Source organism: Nodosilinea sp. E11 (assembly GCF_032813545.1).
Classification (GTDB): Bacteria; Cyanobacteriota; Cyanobacteriia; order Phormidesmidales; family Phormidesmidaceae; genus Nodosilinea.
Window position 1 is genome coordinate 4,601,625 of the sequence record NZ_CP136520.1, and the last position, 23,820, is coordinate 4,625,444.

General features: G+C 58.7%; 19 protein-coding genes and 1 riboswitch. Of the genes, 7 read left to right on the forward strand and 12 right to left on the reverse strand.

Annotation, left to right across the window (positions count from 1 at the left end):
- Nucleotides 1-35: 35 nt before the first annotated feature.
- From RRF56_RS22780 to pruA, 4 genes are all read right to left on the reverse strand, one after another.
- On the reverse strand, nucleotides 36-1,604 hold the full coding sequence (locus tag RRF56_RS22780; protein WP_317035439.1) for an ABC transporter substrate-binding protein: 1,569 nt from the start codon (nucleotides 1,602-1,604) through the stop codon (nucleotides 36-38).
- 69 nt (nucleotides 1,605-1,673) lie between these two features.
- Nucleotides 1,674-2,258 carry a hypothetical protein gene (locus RRF56_RS22785; protein ID WP_317035440.1) on the reverse strand — a complete coding sequence of 195 codons (585 nt, stop codon included), beginning with the start codon at nucleotides 2,256-2,258 and terminating at the stop codon, nucleotides 1,674-1,676.
- Nucleotides 2,259-2,440: 182 nt separating this feature from the next.
- Nucleotides 2,441-5,800, reverse strand: coding sequence for a tubulin-like doman-containing protein (locus RRF56_RS22790; protein WP_317035441.1), 3,360 nt, complete (start codon nucleotides 5,798-5,800; stop codon nucleotides 2,441-2,443).
- A 329-nt stretch (nucleotides 5,801-6,129) separates the two neighbouring features.
- Entirely contained in the window at nucleotides 6,130-9,132 is a 3,003-nt protein-coding gene (gene pruA, locus RRF56_RS22795; RefSeq protein ID WP_317035442.1) for an L-glutamate gamma-semialdehyde dehydrogenase, read from the reverse strand.
- Between the two features lie 305 nt (nucleotides 9,133-9,437).
- Here pruA and RRF56_RS22800 point away from each other — a divergent pair, with 305 nt between their 5' ends.
- From RRF56_RS22800 to RRF56_RS22810, 3 genes are all read left to right on the forward strand, one after another.
- The gene (locus tag RRF56_RS22800) at nucleotides 9,438-9,965 is read left to right on the forward strand and encodes a tetratricopeptide repeat protein (RefSeq protein WP_317035443.1); all 528 of its coding nucleotides are present in this window, start codon (nucleotides 9,438-9,440) and stop codon (nucleotides 9,963-9,965) included.
- Between the two features lie 92 nt (nucleotides 9,966-10,057).
- Nucleotides 10,058-10,996, forward strand: coding sequence for a putative selenate ABC transporter substrate-binding protein (locus RRF56_RS22805; RefSeq protein WP_317035444.1), 939 nt, complete (start codon nucleotides 10,058-10,060; stop codon nucleotides 10,994-10,996).
- Nucleotides 10,993-11,739: a phosphonate ABC transporter ATP-binding protein gene (locus tag RRF56_RS22810; RefSeq protein ID WP_317035445.1), complete on the forward strand. Its 747-nt coding sequence runs from the start codon at nucleotides 10,993-10,995 to the stop codon at nucleotides 11,737-11,739. Before RRF56_RS22805 ends, RRF56_RS22810 begins: the two co-directional genes overlap by 4 nt.
- Before the next feature lie 163 nt (nucleotides 11,740-11,902).
- Here RRF56_RS22810 and RRF56_RS22815 read toward each other — a convergent pair whose 3' ends face one another.
- On the reverse strand, nucleotides 11,903-12,769 hold the full coding sequence (locus tag RRF56_RS22815) for a 6-carboxytetrahydropterin synthase (protein WP_317035446.1): 867 nt from the start codon (nucleotides 12,767-12,769) through the stop codon (nucleotides 11,903-11,905).
- Nucleotides 12,770-13,038: 269 nt separating this feature from the next.
- Nucleotides 13,039-13,121: riboswitch (Glutamine riboswitch) on the forward strand.
- Nucleotides 13,122-13,166: 45 nt separating this feature from the next.
- Here RRF56_RS22815 and RRF56_RS22820 point away from each other — a divergent pair.
- Nucleotides 13,167-13,583, forward strand: coding sequence for a DUF4278 domain-containing protein (locus RRF56_RS22820; RefSeq protein WP_317035447.1), 417 nt, complete (start codon nucleotides 13,167-13,169; stop codon nucleotides 13,581-13,583).
- A gap of 163 nt (nucleotides 13,584-13,746) precedes the next feature.
- On the opposite strand, the gene ybaK is transcribed toward RRF56_RS22820, so the two are convergent.
- Nucleotides 13,747-14,226 (reverse strand): Cys-tRNA(Pro) deacylase, encoded by a 480-nt coding sequence (ybaK, locus tag RRF56_RS22825; RefSeq protein ID WP_317035448.1) that lies wholly within the window; start codon nucleotides 14,224-14,226, stop codon nucleotides 13,747-13,749.
- 139 nt (nucleotides 14,227-14,365) lie between these two features.
- Here ybaK and asnS point away from each other — a divergent pair, with 139 nt between their 5' ends.
- Entirely contained in the window at nucleotides 14,366-15,751 is a 1,386-nt protein-coding gene (gene asnS, locus RRF56_RS22830) for an asparagine--tRNA ligase (protein ID WP_317035449.1), read from the forward strand.
- 6 nt (nucleotides 15,752-15,757) lie between these two features.
- On the opposite strand, the gene RRF56_RS22835 is transcribed toward asnS, so the two are convergent.
- Both RRF56_RS22835 and RRF56_RS22840 read right to left on the reverse strand, forming a co-directional pair.
- The gene (locus RRF56_RS22835) at nucleotides 15,758-17,068 is read right to left on the reverse strand and encodes a recombinase family protein (protein WP_317035450.1); all 1,311 of its coding nucleotides are present in this window, start codon (nucleotides 17,066-17,068) and stop codon (nucleotides 15,758-15,760) included.
- A gap of 3 nt (nucleotides 17,069-17,071) precedes the next feature.
- Complete coding sequence (locus tag RRF56_RS22840) at nucleotides 17,072-17,413, reverse strand: hypothetical protein (RefSeq protein ID WP_317035451.1); 342 nt, start codon at nucleotides 17,411-17,413, stop codon at nucleotides 17,072-17,074.
- Nucleotides 17,414-17,616: 203 nt separating this feature from the next.
- Here RRF56_RS22840 and RRF56_RS22845 point away from each other — a divergent pair, with 203 nt between their 5' ends.
- Entirely contained in the window at nucleotides 17,617-18,579 is a 963-nt protein-coding gene (locus RRF56_RS22845) for a ribonuclease Z (RefSeq protein ID WP_317035452.1), read from the forward strand.
- Between the two features lie 27 nt (nucleotides 18,580-18,606).
- Here RRF56_RS22845 and RRF56_RS22850 read toward each other — a convergent pair whose 3' ends face one another.
- A complete protein-coding gene (locus RRF56_RS22850) occupies nucleotides 18,607-19,050 on the reverse strand; it encodes a hypothetical protein (protein WP_317035453.1) in 444 nt (147 codons plus the stop codon).
- Between the two features lie 519 nt (nucleotides 19,051-19,569).
- Here RRF56_RS22850 and RRF56_RS22855 point away from each other — a divergent pair.
- Nucleotides 19,570-20,325: a HEAT repeat domain-containing protein gene (locus RRF56_RS22855; protein WP_317035454.1), complete on the forward strand. Its 756-nt coding sequence runs from the start codon at nucleotides 19,570-19,572 to the stop codon at nucleotides 20,323-20,325.
- A 90-nt stretch (nucleotides 20,326-20,415) separates the two neighbouring features.
- On the opposite strand, the gene RRF56_RS22860 is transcribed toward RRF56_RS22855, so the two are convergent.
- The 3 genes from RRF56_RS22860 to RRF56_RS22870 form a co-directional block, all read right to left on the reverse strand.
- Nucleotides 20,416-21,522 (reverse strand): LptF/LptG family permease, encoded by a 1,107-nt coding sequence (locus RRF56_RS22860; protein ID WP_410510675.1) that lies wholly within the window; start codon nucleotides 21,520-21,522, stop codon nucleotides 20,416-20,418.
- A 126-nt stretch (nucleotides 21,523-21,648) separates the two neighbouring features.
- On the reverse strand, nucleotides 21,649-22,377 hold the full coding sequence (lptB, locus tag RRF56_RS22865; protein WP_317035456.1) for an LPS export ABC transporter ATP-binding protein: 729 nt from the start codon (nucleotides 22,375-22,377) through the stop codon (nucleotides 21,649-21,651).
- Nucleotides 22,378-22,518: 141 nt separating this feature from the next.
- Complete coding sequence (locus tag RRF56_RS22870) at nucleotides 22,519-23,766, reverse strand: glycosyltransferase (protein WP_317035457.1); 1,248 nt, start codon at nucleotides 23,764-23,766, stop codon at nucleotides 22,519-22,521.
- Nucleotides 23,767-23,820 lie beyond the last annotated feature (54 nt).

Genomic DNA, 23,820 nt, shown 5'->3' on the forward strand with positions numbered 1-23,820 from the left:
GGTCGGGCGCAGCCTGCTGAGGGAATGGGCCGCTCCTAGGGCAACGGTACAAAATCATAGCCGGTGCCCGACCGGCTACCTGGTTGCACCTCCACCAGCAGCACAGTAGCGTTGCGATCGCCCGACGGCAAAAAGCTAATCGCCCCCGTTGAACCAGTCGCCGAGAATCCTTGTCCTGCCAGAGCCTGCCCCACGGCAGTTCGTCCTTGCTGACCGCTGGCCGGGGTAATATTGCCCACCGATTGCGCTGAGCTAAACGCTTGAAAGGCATCGTAGCTGAGAGCCGTGCGCCAGTTGACATCGCCCCCCCAGAGGCTAGAGGCCGTCTGGGCAAAGGGCGGGGTCGATTTCAGGGGGTGCCAGGGGACAGTGACCACCGTGCCCGTCAGGCTAGCTCCGCCCTTTTCCAGCGCATCAATGCGGTAGAAAGCGTCGCCCGCCAGTACCGGCAGCTGGCCATTGTTGAGCTGGGCCACCGCGATCGCCGCATCAAAGGTGGCCGAGTCGGGCAGCAGCACCACGGCATCAGCCCCGCTGCCCTGGAGTTCGGTGGCAGGGTTGCCCTCAGAGAGGTCTACCAGTTTGGCCACCTGCCCCCCTTCGAGGCCCAGGGTGGTAGAAAAGGCCCCCTGAAGGGAGTTGCTGTAGGAACTCTGAGAGTTGTAGAAGACGATGGGTCGATTTTGCCCCTGGGCTAGCATGTGGCGGGCCAGGGTGGTGCCGGTGAACTGGTCGCTAGGAATCACTCGAAACACAACATTGCTGCCTTGGCGGGGCAGGGTAGCCAGCTCGGTAGTGGTGCTGGTAGGGGCAATCATCGGCAGCCCCCCCTGCTGGTAGATGGGGGCAGCGGCCAGGGTAGTGGTGCTGGTACCGTGGCCAATCACACCGACCACGCTGGGGTCTTGCACCAGGGCATTGGCGATCGCTGTCGCCTGGCCCGCATCGTTGCGATCGTCGGCGATCAGCACTTTGAAGGGGGTGCCCGCCTGGATCGCCTCATCCTGGGCCTGGGCCACGCCGCGCAGCAGTTCGCGGGCGGTGTTGGGGGTGTCGCCAATGGGCACCACAGCAGCAATACCCAGGGCGGGGGTAGCACCCAGCCGGGCGTTGTTTAAATAGATCAGCGCCTCGGGGTTGTTGCGGACGGCCTGACGGGCAGCCTCAAATCGGGTGGCGGCGGTGGCGTAGTCGCCGGTGGCAAAGGCGGCGGCCCCGGCCTGCATGTCGGCATTGGGGGCATCGGTGAAGAGAATGCGATCGCCCCAGCTCAGGGCGTTGGCTACGTTGCCGGGCTGCCCTGGGGTCGTCGTCGGAGCCGCAGCAGTCGAATCCACTCCCGGATTGGCGTTGTTATCTACCGGCGGGTTGGCGGGATTAGTGGCCTGGGGGGTGGGCTGGGCACTGCGATCGCGGAAAAAGGCGTTATAGCCCGTAAAGCCCAGCGCCCCTAAAAAGAGCAAGGCCCCCACCCCAGCGATCACTGGGGTCAGAGACTTGTCTTTTTTCAGGGCATGACCGCAGATCTCGCACTTTTTGGCGCTGACGGGGTTTTCTTCGTAGCCGCATTTCGGGCAGGTAACGTGGTTGAAGCTGTCTGTCATGGTGTTTTGGGAAAGGTGGATTAGGTAGAGGGGTGGGGAGTAAGGGTTAAAGAGTGGATGGGCTGAGGCTTACCAATTGTGGGGTGTAAATTTGGCATCGTTGAGAATCACAACGCTGTCGCCGGATTGGGCCAGCACAAACAGCCCTTGATGATAGGCATAGCGGGCGACCTCCTCGGGTACGACCATGCCAGCCACAGCTCCCATGGCCCGTACATCGCCATAGCGGGGCATCAGGCGTTTGAACTTGCTCAGCCGCTCTAAATGTTCGTCTACGTCGGTTTGGGTAAGTTTACTTTTTACCTCGACTAGCACTGCCTCAGTGGTGTTGACCACCAGCAGATCTATTTCGATGGCTTCTCCGCCGCGCCGCGCCGAAGCTTCGGGATAAAACTCGTGGACATCAATACCCCGCTCTTGGAACAGTCGCACCACAGCGGGGCGCACCTGCCATTCCACAAATTCGCCGAGCCGATTCCCCAGTTTGCCCATTTGCTCGTTGAATTGCCGGTTTTGCTGCCTGAGGAGTTGACGCGTTGCCGTGGTTTCTTCTTGCAGAATCTGTTTCGTCTCCTGCAATTGGCGTTCGGTTTCTTTTTGGGCCTCGGTCAGTTCGCCGAGCAAGCGCCAAACATCATCAGCGGTGGTAGCCATGGGGTGATCGTTGGGGTAGGTGGGAGAGTTTACTTGATCGTAGCAAGCCAGTGGGTTGAGGCACGAAACCTAACGCTTTTGCACCCATAGATGGCTTGAATTTAGCTAAATTGCTATAGAAGAAAATTTTCGTTAATTCAGATCCCAGGGTTCTTTAAGAACCCTGGGATCTTGGTGTACCCCTAGGCCAACTCCGATCGCACGTTCTCCTCAATAATGGCCACTTGCTCATTCGTTAGACCCAGCTCTTCTTGAAGATCAAGTAGTTGGGCTTGTTCTTCTAGATCGATTTCACCGTCGTTGTCGAGGAAGGCGCGGAACATCAGGGCGAACTCGGCGGCGGCTTGTTCGAGGGTGTCTTGGGGTTGGTATTGGGCGGCGATCGCATTGGCATCCCCCACCGACACCCCATACTTCACCCGAAATTTCTCCAGCAGCTCTAGCTCCGTGGCGGAGGGGGTGCCGCGTCGGTAGCAGCTTTCCACCAGCTTGGCGTATTTGGCCAGGTTTTCGGAGTCGAGGACGACGGGGGTGGGATTAGTGGTAGGGCGGGCGGCGACTGGGGCCGCTGGGGTTGGCATGGCTACAGGGGCCGGGGGTTGGTCGCCAGGGATGAAGAGGCGATGGGTGGTGACGAAATCGGCGATCGCCGCCTGAATGCGCTTGTACTCGTCGCTGTCGGTGCCGCCCGGAATCGTTTGCTGCTGCTGTTGCAGGTAGGTCATCACCTGGGTGTAGAGGGCCTGCTTTTGGGGTTTGGTGGCGGCCTGTTCGCCGATGGCGCGAATAGCATTGTCCAGGGTTTCGGCTAATCGGCGGTTTTGGTCGGTGAGGAGAAAGTCTTCGGCTTCGGCCCAGGTGGCCCCCATCACCTCGGTTTTGTCGAAGCCGGTGAGCTTGTCACGGTAGGTGAACTTCACCTCGGCAAAGCCGCTGACGCGATTATCTTCCCGGCGCACCAGGCCCAGAGCGTTGGCCAGCATCAGGTTGTAGCGGGCCTGGCGCTCGTTACTGGTTTCGGGCATCACGTCGCCAAACTGGCGGTAGTCTTGGTGGGTGTGCAGGGGGTTGTTGTCGGCCTGGCTGACGGCACGGTAGAGCGATCGCATCCGCTCCATGCCCTCAATCAGCCGCAGCGGGAAGGCCCCGGTCTCCTGCACAAAGTAGATGTGGTAGGGGTCGTTGAGCGGGCGAATTTCGTTGGTGGTGACGGTGCTGGTCTTGCGAATCATCGGCAGCAGGGCCGAGACGGCTGGGTCAGTGGGTTTGCTGCCCCCCTGAATGCCCACCAACTTTTGGTACTTCTCTAGCTTGTCGTCCCAGCCGAGTTTTTTCTGCTCCTGGCTGAGGCGCAAAAAGGCTTCGGATTTCTCGAAGGTGGTCTTGATCTGGGCCTCTTGCATCTCGACCGTGGGGTACTGCTCCAGGAATTTGCGGGCGGTAGAGATGTCGAGCTGGCTGCGGCGACGAAATACCTCCATAGAATGGCCCAGCAGGCGATCGTAGAGATCCCTGGTTTTCAGCGCGTCGTAGGGGTAGAGGTCAAACAGGCGCAGCCGCAGGTCTTCGAGCACCTGCTGGGAGAGGGTTTGGCAGAGGGCTTCTTCTTGGTCGGCGACGGTGTTGCGGTAGGCGGCGTCGATTTCTTTCTCGTCGTAGAGCAAAATGCCGTTGACGGTAAGGCCGCCGGTCTCGCGGGTGTAAACGCGCTCTTTATCGCGCAGCTCGGTTTGCACATTGGCCAGCACCGTTTCAAAGGCGGTGAGGTCGACCAAGAGCTGGTCAATTTCTTCGCGCAGACCGTCCAGCAGCATCACCCCCAGGGTGCGGGCTTTGACCTCGACTTTAGAAACATAGACCTGCTCTAGCGCCTGCATAATGCCCTGAAAGTCATCTTCAATGACTTTTTTGCGGTTGAGCATCATCATCTGCTTGGCGTGGTTGTCGATCTGCTTCAGCAGGGTTTGCAGGGCGTTTTGGGCCGATCGCTCCCTGGGCAACCAGTATTTCTGCCGGTCTTGGTCAAACTTGCTGCGGAAGTCGGCAAACACCTCAATCAGCACCTCTAGGAACTGGCGGGTAAACTTTGGCCCTCGGAAACGGTCTTCCACCATTTGGTACACCGCCGCCCGCAGTTCCTTGCGCTTTTCGGGGATTAGCCAGCTCAGGTTGTCCCACATTTTTTGGAAGTAGTCGCTCCAGCGCTTGGGGTCGGTGCCGGTGTCGTGGAAGTGGGGGGCGTACTTTTCCTGCTCGTTGGAGATGAACCGTTGTAGGTTCTCGAAGGGAATATTCAGGTCGTTGCGGCGTTTGCGAATGCCCGCTGCCCAGTCAGCCACTTCCTTCGCGTAGGGCTTTTTGTTATCGCCCATGCTGATGCTGTCGATGATCTGGTGGTCGTGCTCCGACTCAGCCAGAAACAGCCCCGGCAGAATCTCGGTGCGAATCAGATCCGACATCGCCGACGGGGCGGGGGTGGGATTGCTCCACCAGTCCACCAGTTTGGCCGCGAGGCGGGCTGAGCAGGCATTCAGCACCCGCTCCACCGGGAACTGAATGCTGGAGAGACCAAAGCTCATGAAATTCTGCGGGTAGCCCAGGGCGTCGGGGCTGGCCCAGTGCTTGCGCACGTTGTCGCGCACCAGCTTTTTGTACTGGCTAAAGCCAGAGCTAAAGTCGAGAAACACGTTCTGGGCCACCATCTCCAGCACGTCGCCCAGGGTGGGGAAGGTGACTTTGTCGTTGCTGTTGCCCACCAGGTAGGTGAAGTTGAAGGGCACGTCGAGGCCGCTTTGGGAAGTGATGCGATCGCTCTGGCTGTCGCTGTACTGCACGTCAAAGCGGGTATCGCCCCGGCTGTAGTGGTTCAGCTCCATCAGGGCGGCGTAGGCGTTGGCAATGACGCGATCGCCCAGGCCCGAAAACGCCCCCGGCAGCACCAGAAAAGAACTGGTCTGGGGCAGTTCCGAGACGGGCACCCAGTCGCGCAGGTTGTAGGCCAAGTCCAGCACCATGCCCGAGCCGGTGCCCCCCGAGAGCGAGCAGACCACAAAGATGTTGATGCCCTTATCGAGCTGCACCTTCCAGCGATCGAGCATGAATTTCTCATGGCCGACGATGCGCCCCTTGGCCTTGGTGAAGTAGTCCTTGATCAGGGGATAATTCAAGCTGAAGGCAAACCGGCCCAGGGCGCGGATCTGGCCCGCCCCAGCCAAAATCGAGTCGGTACCCTTGAGTTCGTTAGGGAACCATTCGTCCAGGTATTGGTAGGCCGACAGCTTGTTGAGAATCGCCTTGGCGTCTTCCACCTTGGCCCACACCTGCTCGATCGGTCGCAGGGAGATATCCTGCTTCAGCACTGTCTGGGCTTCGGAGACGCGGGCATTTTGCTCAGTGTCGATGTGCAAAAACGAGACAATCGGCAGGGCATCGAGGGAGCCGTACTGCTCCACAATCATGCGGCGAATTTTGATCAGAATTTCTTTGCCGGTTCCCCCCAGACCGATGATGACGGTGGGGGTCATGCCTGTGTATTCGCTCATGGGTGGGGCACCGAGGGAGGGCTATTGCCGTTTAAGTTTCCCCAGTAACTTCTATAGCGTCCTAGGGATTCCGCAATGGCGTTTCAAAACTTAACGATAGACGACTGGTGGGGGTTCAGTTACGGAGTCAGTGCTTGGGCAAAGGCAGCCTCGCGGCTGGAGTCTATGAGGTTGGTCAAGGGCTGAAGTATGACACGGTTACACTCTAGCCCTTGGCCATTGTTTAGAACAAAGTAAAGATGCGCGTTAAGTATTCCTTCGGGTCGTCAAACACCTCAGGAACTGATCTGATAACAGCGCAGAATTCCATTGTTCTAAGGCTACAAACGTCAATCGACCCCCTCAATGGGCGCAAAGCCCTGACGCTGGACGTTTTCGCTGACGTGGCGAGGTTCTAGAAATTGCAGCAGGTAGTCGGGGCCGCCCGCTTTAGAGCCGACGCCTGACATCTTGAAGCCGCCGAAGGGTTGGCGGGAGACAATCGCCCCCGTGATCCCTCGGTTGATGTAGATATTGCCTACTGCCAGCTCGTTTTGCACCCGCTCGATGTGCGACGGCGTGCGCGAGTAGAGGCCGCCCGTCAGCCCGTAGTCGGTGTCGTTGGCGATGCGGAGAGCATCGTCAAAGTCTTGAGCTTTGATCACCGCGAGAACTGGGCCAAAGATTTCTTCTTGGGCAATGACGGCATCGGGGGGCACGTCGGTAAACACCGTTGGCCCGACAAAGTAGCCGTCGGTGGGGGTGGGCATCTCCAGGGCCAGGGTGGCTTCGGCCTTGCCTTTTTCGATGTACTCCTTGATTTTGGCCTGGGCATTGGCGTCGATCACCGGGCCGACTTTGGTGCTGGCCTTGACCGCTTCGCCCACATTGAGGGAGCGGGTGGCCTCGATCAGCCGATTGACAAAGGTGTCGTAGACCGAAGCGACAACAATGGCGCGGGAGCAGGCCGAGCATTTCTGGCCGCTGTAGCCAAAGGCGGAGTAGACCACGCCCTGGACGGCCTGATCTAAATCGGCGCTCTCGTCGATGATGATGGCGTTTTTGCCGCCCATCTCAGCGATCACCCGCTTGAGGTGGCGCTGGCCGGGTCGCCACTGGGCGGCTTCGGCGTAGATGCGGCAGCCCACCTCGCGGGAGCCGGTAAAGGCAATCAGGTGCACATCGGGGTGATTGACCAGGTGCGCCCCTACGGTAGAACCTCGGGCGGGCAGGTACTGGAACACGCCGGGGGGTAGGCCCGCTTCGATCAGAATTTCGGCGATCTTGGCGGCGATCACGGCGGAGTTTTCGGCGGGCTTGAGAATGGTGCAGTTGCCCGTGGCCAGGGCGGCGACGGTCATACCCGTGGCGATCGCCAGCGGGAAGTTCCAGGGTGAGATCACCACCGCAATGCCCATGGGGAAGTAGCGGTAGCGGTTGGTTTCACCGGGGTAGTCGTAGGCGTAGCCCGCGTCGAGCCGCTCCATTTCGTCGGCATAGTAGCGGCAGAAGTCGATCGCCTCCGAGACTTCGGGGTCGGCCTGGCCCAGGGGCTTACCCACCTCGTAAACCATCCAGGCATTGAGTTCGTGGCGGCGCGCTTCCATCAGGTCGGCGGCGCGGCGGAGAATGGCACCTCGCTCTGTGGCTGGGGTCGCAGCCCAGGCGGGGAAGGCGGCTTTGGCCGCTGCGATCGCCCCATCGGCCTGCTGCTGACTCGCTAGACCCAGCTTACCGACCAGCTCCGCTGGCTTCGAGGGGTTCACCGAGTCAGCAGTGGCCTCAGTATCCACCGCCTCGCCATTGATAATCGGGTTGTAGCGCTGGCCCAGCTGGGCTTGGACGGTCTTGAGCGCTTCGGTGGCCTGGGCGCGTTTGGTGACCAGGGCAAAGTCGAGGTCGGGGGCGTTGGGGTAGGGGGTGGGGGGTAGGGGGTGCTGGGCGTGTCCAGGGGCATCTTCTGCGGCAAACTCCGGGGCGGCCAGCAAGGTTTCTACGGCCACGTCTTCCTGGTTTTGCCGCAGGAAGGAGCTGTTGGCGGTGTTCTCCAGCAGGCGGCGAATCAGGTACGACATGCCGGGGATGAGTTCGCCAAAGGGGGAGTAGACCCGCACGCGGTAGCCTTTGTCGGCCAGAGTTTTGGCCAGTTTGTCGGCCATGCCGTAGAGCACTTGCAGCTCGATATTGCGGCGGGGAATGGCCAGTTCTTCGGCGATCGCCATGGCGTAGGCCTGCGACCTGACGTTATGACTACCAATCGCTGCATACAAATACTGATGATTTTCTAGCAGCAGCCGGGTCATGCGCTCAAAGTTGGCGTCGGTGGAGACTTTCTGGCTGTAGACCGGGGCGGGCCAGCCGTTCTGCCGGGCGGTGATCGTCTCTTGATCCCAATAGGCTCCTTTGACCAGGCGCACGGTGACGGGGGTGCCCCGGTTCTTGGCCCACAGCACTAGATCCTTGAGGTCGTTGTAGCTGTCTTGCAGGTAGGCTTGCAGGGTGACCCCCAGATCGTCGCGTTGGCGAAACTCGGCCTCCATCAAAATGTCTTTGAGAATCGACAGGGTTAGCGCCTTGTAGCGGTATTGCTCCATGTCGAAGTGAACGGCGACGCCGAGTTCATTGGCGCGGCGCAGCAGGGTGCGAATATGCTCACTCACCTTGGCCCGGCTGCCCTCGGCATCGAGCGGGTCAAACTGGGAGTAAAAAGCGGTGAGCTTGACCGAGACCTGAACTTTGGCCAGTTCCTTGCCGTCAGCTACATCAATAGCGTCTACGGTCTTCCAGTTCTTCGCCGCCGCCGACAGCTGCTCCATTAAATCCAGGTAGCGCTGGAGGTAGGCCTGGGCCTCTGCCTCGGTGATCACCGCCTCGCCGAGCAAGTCCATGGTGAAGGTGAGCTTGTCCTTGCGCATGCGCTCGATCGCCTTGATCGCCTTCTCGATGGTCTCGCCGGAGATGTAGCGGTAAGCCAGGGTTTCAACAGCGGGGGCAACGGTGGTGGCAGCGAGCTGACCGGGCACCGAGTCGGGGTTGGTGAAATTCAGCAGTCCTTTCAAAGCACTGGGCAGCTCGACCTCGTCTGCCGACAGATACTCTTGCAGGTGACGGGCGATCTCAGGCTTGCTGCGCAGGGCGGGCAGGGCGTCGATGAAGCGAAACAGCTGCACTTTGAGGCCAGGGTTGCCCATGGCGAAGTCCATAATTTTGTCGTCCCAGCGCATCTGATCGCGCATCTGGGCGAAGAGATTTTTTTTCTCGCGGGTGGCGGCCAGCAGGGCGGTGGCGATCGCCAGGGTCTTGGCTTCGTACTGTAGCGGGTCGGTCTGAGGCTTGATTGCGGGGGCTACCACGGTGAGTTCTCCTTATTCCCTTAGCTCTATCTTGAGCGAAAAAAGCCGGGTTAAGCCACCGTGTCAAGATTCTATGGGAGATCGCTCAGCTAGGCTACGCCAAAGCCAGGGTGTTCTCGCACTTTGGGAGCTTGAAAGGTTAATACTTGGAGCGTTTTTTCTGAAATCTTGCGCCATTATTCTAGGGTTTCCATTCAAGTATTTCCTTAGTTGTTTAAGGCCCGTTTGGGTTGATCAACCCCATGAAAGTCGGTCTACATTGGTATACAGGCTGAAGACGCCTTGTAAGATTCAACATTTTATTCATGACTGACGACACCCGCGATCGCGCCAAAACCCACTTTGCCCAGGGCCAAGCCGCCTTTGAGCGAGGCAGCTACCGCGAGGCGGTGGAGTGCTTTGAAGAAGCGGTGCAGCTGGCCAAGGCCGCTACCCCCCTGGGGGGTGAGATTCAGACCTGGCTGGTGAATGCCTACAGCGCCGTGGGCAAGCAGCAAGAAGCCGTTGCCCTCTGCCAGGCCCTGGCCCGACACCCCGACCTCGACACCCGCAAGCAGGGCAAAAATTTGCTCTATATCTTGCAAGCGCCCCAACTCCAGCGCCCCACCAACTGGATGACCGAGATCCCCGATCTAGATGCGATCGCAGAGGGCGGCGGCAAAAATCTGGGGTCCTCGGGCTATAGCACCACGACCTCTAAGCCGCGATCGCGCCCCAAGCCCGAAGAGCCGCCCATCGACCCCAGCTTGATCAATCGCGGCGACAACGGCTTTTTGTGGGCGGCGCTGGTGGGCATTGCCCTGGTGCTGGGCGGGCTGCTGTGGCTGAGCTGACCCCCCAGAGAATCCCTGGGGAAGGGCATTGCGTTAGGTAGGATCCGCCCTCTATGATTTAGAGCTGCTGTTTTAGACGTTAGTTAACAACTATGGTGAGCATTCGCCGTTCATGGATTGTGGGGGTATCGAGCCTCTTGCTGCTATTGCCTTTGGGAGCCTGTGGCACCTCTGAGCCAGAGCAGGGTACCGCTGGGGAAGCAACCACCAGCACCATTCCCCTCACCGCCGGGGCGATTCCTGACCAAGACCCGGAGCTGCTTCAGCGTCTCTACAGCAAGCTGGCCGACTACCTGGAGGCCGAACTGGGCGTGCCGGTGGAGTATAGGCCTGTGACCGACTATGCCGCCGCCGTCACCGCCTTTCGGGTAGGCGATCTAGATTTGGTCTGGTTTGGCGCGCTGACTGGGGTGCAGGCGCGGCTTCAGCTGCCGGGGGCAGAGGCGATCGCCCAGCGCGACATTGACGAGCAGTTCCACAGTATTTTCATCGCCAACGCCGACAGCGGCATTGCCGAAATTCAAGAGATCAGCGACCTGGCCCAGCTCAAGGGCCGCACCTTTACCTTTGGCAGCGAGTCGTCGACTTCGGGGCGGCTGATGCCCCAGGCCTACCTAGAGCAGGCCGGAGTCGATGTGGAGAACGATTTTCGCGGCGAGGTGGGCTTTTCAAGCAACCACGACGCCATTCTCAAGCTGGTGGAGGCAGGTACCTACGAGGTGGGTGTGCTCAATGAGCAGGTGTGGATCGACCGGCTGGCCGCTGGTGAAGTAGACACCGAGAAGGTGGTGCAGATCTGGCGCACCCCGCCTTACTACAACTACCACTGGGTGATCAGCCCCGAGGTGGATGAGCGCTACGGCGAAGGGTTTTCTGAGCGGGTGCAGGCAGCGCTACTGGCCCTCGACCCGGCGGTGCCCGAGCACAAGGAAATTCTCGACCTGTTTGGGGCCGAGCGGTTTATTGTCACCAATAACGAAAACTACGCCGAAATTGAAGCTGTGGGCCGCAAAATCGGCAAGATTCAGTGAGCCCATCGCCAGTGTTTCAGCTAGAGCAGGTGAGTTGTCGGTTTGGGACGGTGACGGCCTTGACCGATTGCAGCCTGAGCATTTTGCCAGGCGAGCGGGTGGCGCTGATTGGCCCTAGCGGGGCGGGCAAGAGCACGCTGCTGAGTCTGCTCAACGGCAGCCAGGTGCCGACTCTGGGGCGGGTGGTGATCATGGGGCAGGATGTCAGCCGTCTAAATGTTAGAAAACGACGGCGAATTCAGCAGCTGGTGGGTACCGTCTACCAGCAGCACCACCTGGTGGGCAATCTGGCGGTGATTCACAACGTCAATGCGGGGCAGCTAGGCCGCTGGCCGCTGCCCAAAGCCCTGTGGTCGCTCGTGTGGCCCCAAAATGTAGACGCCGCCGCCCATGCTTTAGCCCAGGTGGGCATTGCCGACAAGCTCTATGCCCGCACCGATCGCCTCTCGGGCGGGCAGCAGCAGCGAGTGGCCCTAGCGCGGGTGCTGCTGCAAGACCCGGCGGCGATTTTGGCGGATGAGCCGATTTCGAGCGTTGACCCCGAGCGATCGCGTGCGCTAATGGATCTGCTGCGTCAGCTCAGTGAAACCACCGGCAAAACCCTGGTGATCAGCCTGCATGAGGTGGAGTTTGCGGTTAAGTACTGCGATCGCATCATCGGCCTGCGCCAGGGACAAATTTTGTTTGATGCCCCAGCGCAGGCGATCACTAAAGCGATGATGACCAGCCTTTACCAGCTCTAATACCAAATCCTGGTTAGCTACGCCCCGGTTCAGCCGGGCGCATGCCATGCGCTCCTGCGGGTTGGCCTTTTAGGACTCGGGGTTTTGTGAGTCGGATTTGGTATAGGGAGATGTTTGAGCAAGCAACTATGGCTGTAGCCAGTCTGGTGTCGTTATAGTGTGGCTAAACTGTTGCAAACTCAGGGGTAACCAGGGTTTCTGCCCCGGCTAGGGGCACGGCGGCATAGACTTCGGCAGAATTGTTTGGGCTTTCAATGAGCTTGACCTTGTGCAGGCTGGCTCCGAGGTCTGCGATCGGGCTTTGCAGCAGGTCGCGGATATGGACAGCAATATTTTCGGCGGTGGGTACCACCTCAGCGAAGTAGGGGATGTCTTTGTTGAGAAAGGTGTGGTCGAAGGGCTCGACGACGTGCTCGTCGATGGCGGCCTGGAGGGCGACTAAATCGACCAGCATGCCGGTGCGATCGTCAATCTGACCCTTGACGGTCACCTCCAGATGATAATTGTGGCCGTGACCATGGGGGCGAGCGCACTTGCCATAGATCTCGCAGTTCTCTTCATAGCTGAGGCGCGGCGAGGCCAGGCGGTGGGCGGCGCTGAAGTGAGTGCTGACGGTGAGAAAAGCTTCCATGGCATTACCTGAGTAGTCGGACCAGAGTTCGGGGTGTTCGAAGAGCTGAATGTTGACGATGGGAAGATAGGGGGCGAGGCGATCCCAAATCACCTTGGCGATAAATTCGGTGGTGGGCAGGGTGCGCTGAAACTCTGGCCAGACGTCGTTGAGGTAGGAAAAATCGAGCTGGGCCGTGACTTCTTTTTTGATCACGTGCTTGACGTCGGAGAGGTTGAGCACCATACCGTATTCATCGAGGTCGCCTGCCATCGCTACGTAGAGCACGTAGTTGTGGCCGTGGCCAGGAAAATTGGTGCAAGGGCCAAATCGCTGGGCGTTTTCGGCGTCGCTCAGGTCACTTAGCCAGTAGCGATGGCTGGCTGAAAACTGCGCTCGGCGATTGATAATGCATTTCATAGGAGCCAGAACCCCCTAGGGCTACGGTGGTCACGTTAAGCAACCGTTACATAACCAGCATAGTTTAAATTGCTTGCCCTTGAGAGATGGCCAAGTACGGGCGATCGCTGGGTTGAAAAAGTAAAGATTTGCAGTGATGCGATCGCATCCCTTACGGCTCAAACCCTTGCCAGGCTAGCTGTTCCCTTCGATAGATATCTGTTTAAATTAAATGACATGGCTTGCTGACATCAGGGAGATTTAGTAAAATTGAATACAGAAAGTACGTTGACGTTCATCTGAGGCCACCTGGGGCAAGCACCCGGCAGCGCCCTAGACGGAAGTAAGGAGATCACTCCCGAAGGAACGCACCCTGCTTAGGCAGTTTGTTAAATCCTTTGTCAACAGGAGGCGTGACATGAAACTTTGCTATCGCGGCGTAGATTACGATTACAACCCGCCTTCTCTCGAAGTGCGCGAGAGTGAGATCACCGGACGTTACCGGGGTCGTCCCATGAAATTCTCCTACGTTAGCCATTTGCCCGTAACTCAACCCATTGGCAACTATACCTATCGTGGAGTCGCCTACAGCACCAATTGCCACGGGCAAGTGCAGTCTCCCGAGGCTGTTGCCCAACGCCAGCCGGTGTTTCAGCCTGGGCGCGTGACGATGGATACGGGGCTAAAGGCTCGGCGGCATCTGTTGAGAGAAGCTGCCTATGCCCACCGCATCAACATTCAGCAGTCTATTCAGCATCGGATTGAAGTGGCTCGCTCCCAGGGCAATGACCAGCTGCTACAGCAGCTTGAAGAAGAGCTGCATCAGTTGGCGTAGGCTTGCGCTATTTTGCTTTGTGCTGTAGCTGGAGCAGTGAGGGACACCCGAAACGGGTGTCCTTTTTTTTGGACCTTTTGTATGAAACGCGTGCGTTTGGGCAACGCCTCCGATGTTGGGCAGGCGATAGGGGAATGACTGGATGAGCTGGTTGCAGGGAGGACTATGGCTGAAACCGAGCGATCGCGCCGAGGGTTGCTTGGGTGGCCGTCACATAGTCTTGGGGGGCTAACCATAGCATTAGACCGCGCTTGCCCGCCGATACGGCTATCCTGTCAAACCTGAGCATTGAGTCATCCCCATAGACTGGGTAGACCTTTTTGGTGCCCAACGCGGTAACGCCACCGCGAATGTAGCCAGTCAGGGGCTGCACGTCTTTGAGCGGCACGGTGTCGGTTTTGCGATCGCCCGCTAGCACCGCCAACGCTTTTAGGTCGAGCTGGGCGCTGCCAGGAATAACCGCCAGACAGACACCCTTGCGATCGCCCTTGGTTACCAGCGTCTTAAACACCTGCTCCGGCGGCAGGCCCAATTTTTCGGCGGTGCTTTCTGCCGCCAGGTCATCGGGGTCAACCTCGTACTCTAGAATCTCATAGGGCAGCTTGAGGCGGTCGAGCAGGCGGGCGGCGTTGGTTTTGCTCACAGGGGTAGACAGGGGTAGACAGGGATTGAGATTTTGATCGGCCAGATGATTGGGTAAAGGTTTAAGGTTTAAGGTGTAAGACCCAGGGTTTCACCTTGTACCTTACACCTTGAACCCTTTACCTTAAACCTCTACTGCTATGCCCCGCATCCGAGACATTCTGCACGCTGGCGAACCAGGTCAAAACACCACTATCCAGGGCTGGGTGCGCACCAAGCGCGAGGCCAAGGGCATCACCTTTGTGGAAGTGAATGACGGCTCGTCAATGGCGGGGTTGCAGGTGGTGCTCAACGCCGATCTAGCGGGTTATGACACCGTGGTTAAAGATCTGACCACCGGCTCTTCAGTAGAGATTGGCGGCACCCTGGTCGAGTCGCCCGGCAAGGGCCAGCGGGTAGAACTACAAGGCGAGAGCATTACCGTCTACGGCACCGCCGACGGCGAAACCTACCCACTGCAAAAAAAACGCCACTCCTTTGAGTATTTGCGTACGCTGGGGCATCTCAGGTCGCGCACCAATACCCTCGGGGCTGTGTTCCGGGTTCGCAACGCCTGCGCCCAGGCGATCCATCAGTTCTTCAACGAGCGCGGCTTCCTGTGGATGCACACGCCAATCATCACCGCCAGTGACTGCGAAGGGGCGGGCGAAATGTTTGCCGTCACCGGTTTAGATTTAGCAAACCCCCCAAAAACTAAAGCCGGTACGGTGGACTACAGCCAAGACTTCTTCGGCAAGCCCGCCTACCTCACCGTCAGCGGCCAGCTCGAAGCCGAGATCATGGCGATGGCCTTCAGCAATGTCTACACCTTTGGCCCCACCTTTCGGGCCGAAAACTCCAACACTTCGCGCCACCTGGCCGAATTTTGGATGGTGGAGCCAGAGATGGCCTTCTGTGACCTGACCGGCAACATGGACTTAGCGGAAGAGTTCCTCAAGTACATCTTTCACTCGGTGCTGGAGCAGTGCCCGGAGGATATGGAATTCTTTAACCAGCGGATCGACGACTCGGTGCTGGCCACCGCCGACAACATTATCAACAACACCTTCGAGCGCATCACCTATACCGAGGCGGTGAAGCTGCTGGAAAAAGCCGATAAAACCTTTGAGTTCCCGGTCGAGTGGGGCATTGACCTGCAATCGGAGCACGAGCGCTACCTGGCAGAAGACCTGTTCAAAAAGCCCACCATCGTTACCGACTACCCCACCGGCATTAAGGCCTTCTACATGCGGCTCAACGACGGCGGCGAAACCGTGGCGGCCATGGACGTGCTGGCCCCCAAGGTGGGCGAAATCATCGGCGGCTCCCAGCGGGAAGAGCGCCTCGACGTATTAGAGCGCCGCATCGCTGAGGCCGGTTTGCCCATCGAAGACTACTGGTGGTATCTCGACCTACGCCGCTTTGGCACCGTGCCCCATGCAGGCTTTGGCCTCGGCTTCGAGCGCCTGGTGCAGTTTATGACTGGCATGGGCAACATTCGCGATGTCATTCCCTTCCCTCGCACCCCCGACAGCATCGAGTTTTAGCGACGATCAAAATACCAGCACTAGCTCTACTCGCCAAGCATCACCATCTCGCACAAGCTGAATGTCGCGGATGAATTCGCGGAAGAAAAACCTGCGCTCGGCCTCCGACAGGTCGAGCCAAAACTGGGGAATCGACACCGACTGCGATAGCTCTTGCAGGTTGACGGGGGGCAGCTGGGCCAACTGCTGGTGCAGGGCAGAGATTTCGCCACGCAGTTTGTAGCGACGCAGGGCGGCGGTTTCGCCATCGAGAATGCCAGAGGTTTCTAGGGCGGGCAGCTGAGCGATCGCCGCTTCTTTACTGTCGATCGCTGCCTGCAACCGCGTGTAGGGGGCCGGGGCTCCCGCTGGGATACGGCTGGTGAACTGGGCCACCGCCTGGGGAAGCACCTGGCAAATTTCGGCGACGATGCGGTGTAATGCTGTGTCGTAGGCAATGGCTTTGCAGCGCGGACGGCGTGAGCAGCCGCTGGGCCGCAAATATAGATAGCTTTTAGCTTGACCGCGTGGGGTAGTTTTCGAAATGGTCAGGGGCTGGCTGCACTCTTGGCAGGTGACCAGACCGGCAAGCGATCGCGCGGCTCCTGCCGTTCTGGGGGGCAACGGTCGGTTGCGGCGCAGCAGGCGATCGATCTGAGCGGCCTCGTCGCGGCTGATGATGGCGGCGTGGGTGTCGCGCAGAACGGTGCCATCCTGATATTGCAGGTCACCTCGATACACCGGGTGAGTCAGCCAGCGCCGCCCCGTGGAGGCTGAAATGCGCTTGCCAAATTTACCTTCAATAAAGCGCACCGCTCCCCGCAGGGAGCCGTAGAGCAAAAATTCGTTAACACAGGCGGTAACAACCGGGGCGGTGGCGCGATCGATCAGGTAGCGGCCCTGGCCCCGGCGATAGCCGTAGGGGGGCTTGCCAGGGGGAGGTAACGCCTGTAGCCGGTTTCGGGCATGGCCTGCTCGCAGGCGACGGCGGCGATGCTGATTTGCCAATTCAGCCCCCTGAAGCAGGCTGTCTAAGGCTACACGGCAACCGTTTAGCGAGACGACTTCAGCGCCTGTAGTTTCTAAGGTCTCGACCCAGGTACTTACTTCTTCGGGGTCATTGCCCAAAGCCCCTAGGGCTTCAACTAAAACCAGGTCTGTGGGGGTAGTCTGCACGTCGGTGAGCAAGCGATCGCGCTCTGGCCGATAGCCCGGCTCGGTCGGCAGGGCTATGTCGGTGTAAACCTGTTGAACTGAAGTCAGCAGGGCTGGATCTAGGCCCGCTAACACAGCGATTTCAGTGCCTGCCTCCCGGTAGCAGTAGACCACAATTCGCACGGTCTAAAACCCCTGCATGAGGGCATTGCGCAGGGCCTGGGCTTGCTCATCGTCTTCGCTTGCCGCAATGATGATCACCGTCGTGTCTTGGGGCTGCTCCATGCAGATCAGCACTGCCGTAACGCTGTCCGATCGCCCGCCAATACTGCTGGGGTCTGCTTTCTCTAGGGTCAACCCCTGGCTCATTAAAGCCTGCTCGGCCAAGGCCAGGCATTGAGGCACACTGACCGCCAGGGAAGCGTAGGCGTAGTGCACCCCCGGCGGTTCTGCTTTCAACCCTAAATCAGTGGCCCCTAGGCTCAGCCCAGACAGTAAGAACGTTAGCCAGTAGGTTGCCAGTGTCATGGGTATAGGGTTGTCTCAACGGTGGGGTGGGGCAGGGCGGGGGGGGCGGGTTGGGTGTTGCCTTGGGAGACTGTCCTCTCCTAAGCCGGTGCTGCGTTGATCATAGCCTCTGCCCTAGGTTTCCGTCGCCACTACCGCCATTGACTCAGGGGCGTGGCAAGATAGGTGGGTGGGAAGACCGTTATCTTCTAGAGGCCATTCCGTTGCAGATTACATTTTTGGGTACCAGTTCTGGCGTGCCTACCCGCGCGCGCAATGTGTCGAGCGTAGCGCTGCGGCTGCCTCAGCGGGCTGAAGTGTGGTTGTTTGACTGCGGTGAGGGTACTCAGCACCAGTTTTTGCGCAGCGAGTTTAAGTCGAGCCAGATTCGCCGCATTTTTATTACCCATATGCACGGCGATCATATCTTTGGCCTGATGGGGCTGCTGGCCAGCTGCGGCTTGGCGGGTAACCGGCAGCAGCGCATCGATATCTATGGCCCCAAGCCCCTCAATGACTATCTGCAAGCCAGTCGCCGCTACTCGCAAACCCACTTTTCGCTACCGATTAAAATCCACGCCGTCGAGCCGGGGCTGGTGTTTGAGGATGATGATTTTCGGGTGACCTGCGACCTGTTAGAACACCGGGTGCCGGCCTACGGCTACCGGATTGAGGAGCGCGATCGCCCAGGGCATTTTGATGTCAAGCGGGCTCAGGCGTTGGGAATTCCCTCAGGGCCAATCTACGGTCAGCTCAAGCAGGGGCAGCGGGTCACGCTCGCCGATGGCCGCACCATCAATGGGGCCGACCTCTGTGGGCCAGACCTGGTGGGGCGCAAGCTAGTGTACTGCACCGACACCATCTACTGCGATCGCGCTGTCGATCTCGCCGCTAACGCCGACGTGCTAATCCACGAAGCTACCTTTTCCCATCGAGATGCTGACCTGGCCTACCAGCGGCTCCACTCTACATCGACGATGGCGGCCCAGGTAGCTCTCGCCGCTCGGGCTAAGCAGCTGATCATGACCCACTTTAGCCCCCGCTACGCCCCCGGCAACGACATTCAACTGCCCGATCTGCTGGCCGAGGCGCGGGCCATTTTCCCCCAAACCACCATGGCCCACGACTTTATGCTCTACGATATCCCTCGCCAAGACGAAAAGATCCTGGCGTCGTCCTCGGTTTAGCGCTTCTAGGGGATGGGTCTCGGGGAGTTAGTCTCGGGATGGCGCAACGGAACGTTCTTGGGCTCGGTCTAATCGCTGGCGCAAATCGGTCAACTGGCGCTGGTCATTGACGGCGGTGCGGGGCATGGGCACGTCGGCATTGGGCCAGGTGGGCAGATCGTTACAGGGGCAGAGTTCGGTCATGGTGCCTGCGGTGGGAACGGCAATCGGCATTTCGCAGCGGGCGCAGGCTGTAATCTCCCAGGTGGGCGACAGCATGGCCGCAATGCTCTGAGAGGTGCCCTTGAGATAACAATCTTGACCGCTGGTCACCATAATCTGGTGCCAGCAATCTTCAAAGGACTGACTGTATTGACCATTTTGGAAGATGGGCTCGGGCAAACACTCTCCCCGGTTCCCGGCTAGCACCACCGGTTTACCTAGCTGAAACCAGTGGGCCAAATAATTTCTAATCTGGGTTTGAGAAGCCATAGCTGCCATACTCTTGATTACGTCGCCGGAGTTGTTGTTTGGGTCTGGCAAAATTCTGATCCACTAATGCGATCGTAGCGGGTCAGTGGGGATGAAGCATTGCTCTCTCGATGGAGCATTGTCCTCGCCGTTAGAGGTGTCAGACCCGTTGATGCCCTCATCCTAACGACTACCTTGGCAGACCAAGGGGAACTACGGATATTCTTCGGAATGTCTTCAGGTCTACTCAGACCCGTGACGGGCATCTCTCCCAAGCAGGGCGAGATCATAACGGCGATCGCTGATACTCCAACTACTGCCGCTCTGTCTTACCCACAATGCTCGACCTTGTTCTTTACAGTGCCACTCATTTGGCTGGCTTGATCGCCACCCCCGACGGCTGACCAGTGGTGTAGTGCAGCCCACCTACTCAGTTTCTCAACAGCCGTAAAAGCCCGCCTGCTTGGCCTTGCTTAACGAAAGTTTGCAGAGGCTGCCCCCTGGCGCTAAAAGTGCGGCACAACCAGATAAAGTAGCCCTATGTATGACGACGATCTCACTACCCTGAACCCAGATCTGGAGTTTGCCGACCCCCTCGATGCCCTCGGCCCCGTGGACGAGGAGCAGACTCCCCAGTACGATCCGGACGCTATGTTGCCCCTGCTGACAGCTCCTGATCCGCAGCAGCGGATGCTGGCGGCGCGAGCTTTTTGCGAAGTAGAAGACGGGCGGGCAGTGGCACCTTTGACGGCGCTGCTCACCGATCTTTGCCCGCTGGTGCGGGTCAGCGCTGCCTACGCCCTGGGCCGTAATACCCATGAGTCGGCGGTAGACCCGTTGATTACCCAGCTCTCCACTGACTGGAATGGCTATGTGCGCAAGGGGCTAGTTTGGGCCTTGGGCAACTCCCACGACGCGCGATCGCTGATGCCGCTGATCGAAGCTCTAAGGACTGACATTTCGGCGGTGCGGCTCTGGGCAGCCAGCGCCCTAGCCCAAATGGCCCAGGTGGGCTATGAGTCGGTGATTATTGCCATTCCTCCCCTGATAGAGGGGTTGCGCCGCGACCCAGTACCGGCGGTGCGCAGCAACTGTGCCTGGGCTGTAGGTCAACTCTGCCGAGAGCTTCCCTCCAACGTGGTCTATCACACGGCGATCGACGCACTCATTGAAAGTTTTGCCGAAGAAGATGACCTGGGCGTTCGTGAAGACGCCCGTACGGCTCTGCTGAAGGTGGGCGATACCCGTGGCCTGCAAACCATCGAAGAAATTGAGCAAGACGGATTTTTCTTCTAAGGTGGCTGGCTCAAATCTGGGATCGAAGATAGGGTGCAATGTCTTAGGTTTCAGGGTCTGCCTGAAACCTAAGACCTGAAACCTTGCACCCTATTTAGACGCCCGCAGCAGCAGGTAAATACCGATCGCCAGCCCCAGCAGTGTAGGTAACCAGGCCGACAGAAATGGCGACAGCACGCCCACCTCACCCATGGCGTTGGTGATAAACGACAGCAGGTAGTAGCCAAAAATAATCACAATGCTGATGCCAAAGCTGGTGGCACGGCTAGTGCGCTGGGGCAGCACCCCAATCGAGGCTCCTACTAGCCCAAACACCACACACACAAAGGGCAGAGCATACTTCTGCATAATGCGAATCTGCCAGCGGCGGATCAGCTTTTCGTCGCCGCTTTGGCGTACCAGCTCCAGCTGCTCGGTAGCCTCAGCAATGTTCATTTCGGTGTCGTTTTTAGTGCGGCCCGCCAGGTCGAGAGGGGTACGCGGTAGCTGCAATTCCTGGGTTTCGAAGGTAATGATGTTGCGAAATGACCCGTCGGGGGCGACAACGTAGATGGTGCCGTCGTAGAAGGTCCAGGTGTTTTTCTCCACATCCCAGTTGGCCGACTCGGCACTGACCACCTGGTTCAGCCCCTCCTGGGAAAAGTCGAGAATGGTCAGCCCGTGCATGGTGGTGCCGTCAAAGCGGCGGGCGTAGAACTGGCGCTTGAGTTCTTGAGCCTCGGGGTTGTCTTGGGCGGGCTGAAACTCCTGGTAGAAAATGTTGCGCTCTTGAAAGGGGGGGCGCTCAGATTTGAGCGCTTGCTCCAGGGTGATGGCAGCCCGATAGTTAGCGGCGGGGGTAATCAGTTCGTTAAACACAAAGGTCAGCCCCGTCACCAGCAGGCTCAGCACCACCGCTGGGGTAATAATGCGGCGAATGCTCACCCCTACCCCTCGCAGGGCAATCAGCTCACTGTCGCTGGAGAAGCGGCTGTAGGTCATCATGGTGGCCAGCAGTGTTGACATGGGGAAGGCCAGCACAATGAATTCGGGCAGTTTGAGCACAAAAATCTGCACCGCCAGGGTAATCGCCAGCCCCGACTCGGTAATGCGGCGAATCAGCTCGAACAGCGCCCCAATGGAAATACCAATGGACGAGAACGCACCTACCCCAAACAAAAACGGCATGGTCAGCTCTTTGGCAATGTAGCGATCCATCACTGTCAGGATCGATAAGCCAAGGCGGGGGCGGGAGTAGGGGGTAGAGGGGGCTGAGGCCATAGGTCAGGGGTAAGGACGGGAGGGCGAAAAGGCGCAGGCCAACAACTTCAGCATAGCGGGTCGCTAAATGGCGAAGTCTTTGCCGAGGTAGTGTTCGCGTACCAGGGGGTTGTTTGAGAGGTCATCGGCGTTGCCAGAGGCCAGAATTTGCCCGTCACTCATAATGTAAGCCCGATCAATAATCCGCAGGGTTTCGCGCACGTTGTGATCGGTGATGAGAATGCCCATGTCGCGATCGCGCAGCTTCGAGACAATCTCCTGAATCTCGGCCACGGCGATCGGGTCTACCCCCGCAAAGGGCTCATCGAGAAATAAAAAGCTGGGGCCTTCGGGGCCAGATGCCAGCGATCGGGCCAACTCTGTGCGCCGCCGCTCCCCCCCCGACACCTGAATACCTAGGGTGTTGGCTACTTTCTCAAGGCGAAATTCTTTGAGCAGGTCTTGCAGGCGATCGCCGTATTCGTCTGGGGGCACCCGCGTCTGCTGCATCACCAGCAAAATATTGTCGGCTACCGACAAATTGCGAAAAATACTCGGCTCCTGGGCCAGATAGCCGATGCCCAGGCGTGCCCGCTGGTGCATGGGCAAATCGGTAATGTCGATCTGGTCTAGACAAACCTTGCCGCCGTCGGGCCGCTCTAGCCCTGTGGCCATATAAAACGTCGTGGTCTTGCCCGCCCCGTTTGGCCCCAGCAGCCCGACAATTTCGCCCTGGGCCACCGACAGGCTAACGCGGTTAACCACCTGACGCTTGCCATAGGTCTTTTGAACATTGTCGAGTACGATTTTCAAGGGCGAGCCTAGGCCGGTAGGGTTTGATTGAGCTTCGTAAATTGTATCAAAGCTATTCCCTACTCTAAGTGGTCACCCCAATGGGTCAGGCCAGGACATTGATGTCCTACGCACCAGGCCCCATGAACGCACAAAACCTATCTAGCTGAGACCGCTTTTGACAAAAAGTCGCGCCAGATGGGCAGCCTCCTGGTCAATGTTGTGCTGCTGGGCCACTTTTTTGATACCCGCCTGGCCCATCTGCTCTAGCTCTGCTGGCGAGGTGTTGAGGGCAGCGCCCATAGCCTCGACCAGCGATTCAACCGATCCGGGAACAACCAGCCAGCCATTTACCCCCGTCTCTACCAGTTCAGGAATGCCGGCAATCGAGGTCGTAATTACGGGTCGTCCTAGGGCCAGAGCCTCCATAATCACCACGGGCAGGCCTTCGGCAAAACTGGGCAGCACCAGCGCTTGGGCCTTGAGGAGCTGAGCTTTAACCTCCTGACTGGCAGCCCAGCCCGTAATCGAAACGCAGTCTTGTAGACCGTAGGTGACCAGTAGCTCTTCGACCTGCGATCGCATTTCGCCATCGCCCACCAGCGTCACCGTAAACCGATAGCCAGCCTCCACCAGCTGCCTGACGGCTTCCAGCAACAGCAGATGGCCTTTCTGAGCGCTGAGCCGCCCCACACAGACCAGGTGGCGCTGCTCCGGAATGGGCGTATAGTCTTGGGCGAGAAATGCCTGGTCAAGCCCGCAGTGCACAACCTGAATCTTGGGCCAGTCCTCCAGGGCCGTCCAGCGATACAACTGGCTCTTGCCGAAGGAGCTAATCGCCACCACAAAACTGGCACGCCTGATTTTTTCGGCCAGTGAGATCGCCCTCACCTTGTCAAACTCCTCTGGCCCATGCACCGTAAAGCTGTAGCGTGGCCCACCCAGGGCATGGCACAGCATAGCTACGGTCGTTGAGTTGGTGCCAAAGTGGGCGTGCACATGGTCAATGTTGGCGGCCTCAAACCAGGCCAGCAGCACGCAGGCTTCGGCCAGATAGGCCAGGTGATACAACGGCCCCGATTCATCCTTCAAACCAAGCTGAAAGGCTAAGCTAAGGGCGGCCACAAACGCCATGGGTCGTTGTAGCACAACCCGGGCGATGGTAAGCAGTAGCTTAGACCGGGGATGGTCTAGCACAATCTGAGTTTTGGCTAGCTCTTTGATGTCGTCGGGGTCTACCAGTTCATCGGCACAGGAGCGAATTGAAAACCTGGCTATCGTTAGCCCCTGAGCTTCAAGGGCCGCAATTTCACGACGAATAAAGCTATGACTGACCTTGGGGTACTGATTGACCAAGTAGGCAACGTTGGGGGATGTCTGTGCAGGAGTATCGAGTTGAGCGATCGCCATTATCTGTATCCTGATCTGGTATGGTTTGACGCTGGAAACTCCAAGCCATCGGGG

Excerpts from the sequence above, each read along its gene's own strand:
- RRF56_RS22780 (WP_317035439.1), bottom strand. The coding sequence starts at position 1,604 with ATGACAGACAGCTTCAACCACGTTACCTGCCCGAAATGCGGCTACGAA.
- RRF56_RS22785 (WP_317035440.1), bottom strand. The coding sequence starts at position 2,258 with ATGGCTACCACCGCTGATGATGTTTGGCGCTTGCTCGGCGAACTGACC.
- RRF56_RS22790 (WP_317035441.1), bottom strand. The coding sequence starts at position 5,800 with ATGAGCGAATACACAGGCATGACCCCCACCGTCATCATCGGTCTGGGG.
- RRF56_RS22800 (WP_317035443.1), top strand. The coding sequence starts at position 9,438 with ATGACTGACGACACCCGCGATCGCGCCAAAACCCACTTTGCCCAGGGC.
- RRF56_RS22805 (WP_317035444.1), top strand. The coding sequence starts at position 10,058 with ATGGTGAGCATTCGCCGTTCATGGATTGTGGGGGTATCGAGCCTCTTG.
- RRF56_RS22815 (WP_317035446.1), bottom strand. The coding sequence starts at position 12,769 with ATGAAATGCATTATCAATCGCCGAGCGCAGTTTTCAGCCAGCCATCGC.
- RRF56_RS22820 (WP_317035447.1), top strand. The coding sequence starts at position 13,167 with ATGAAACTTTGCTATCGCGGCGTAGATTACGATTACAACCCGCCTTCT.
- asnS (WP_317035449.1), top strand. The coding sequence starts at position 14,366 with ATGCCCCGCATCCGAGACATTCTGCACGCTGGCGAACCAGGTCAAAAC.
- RRF56_RS22840 (WP_317035451.1), bottom strand. The coding sequence starts at position 17,413 with ATGACACTGGCAACCTACTGGCTAACGTTCTTACTGTCTGGGCTGAGC.
- RRF56_RS22850 (WP_317035453.1), bottom strand. The coding sequence starts at position 19,050 with ATGGCTTCTCAAACCCAGATTAGAAATTATTTGGCCCACTGGTTTCAG.
- RRF56_RS22855 (WP_317035454.1), top strand. The coding sequence starts at position 19,570 with ATGTATGACGACGATCTCACTACCCTGAACCCAGATCTGGAGTTTGCC.
- RRF56_RS22860 (WP_410510675.1), bottom strand. The coding sequence starts at position 21,522 with ATGGATCGCTACATTGCCAAAGAGCTGACCATGCCGTTTTTGTTTGGG.
- RRF56_RS22870 (WP_317035457.1), bottom strand. The coding sequence starts at position 23,766 with ATGGCGATCGCTCAACTCGATACTCCTGCACAGACATCCCCCAACGTT.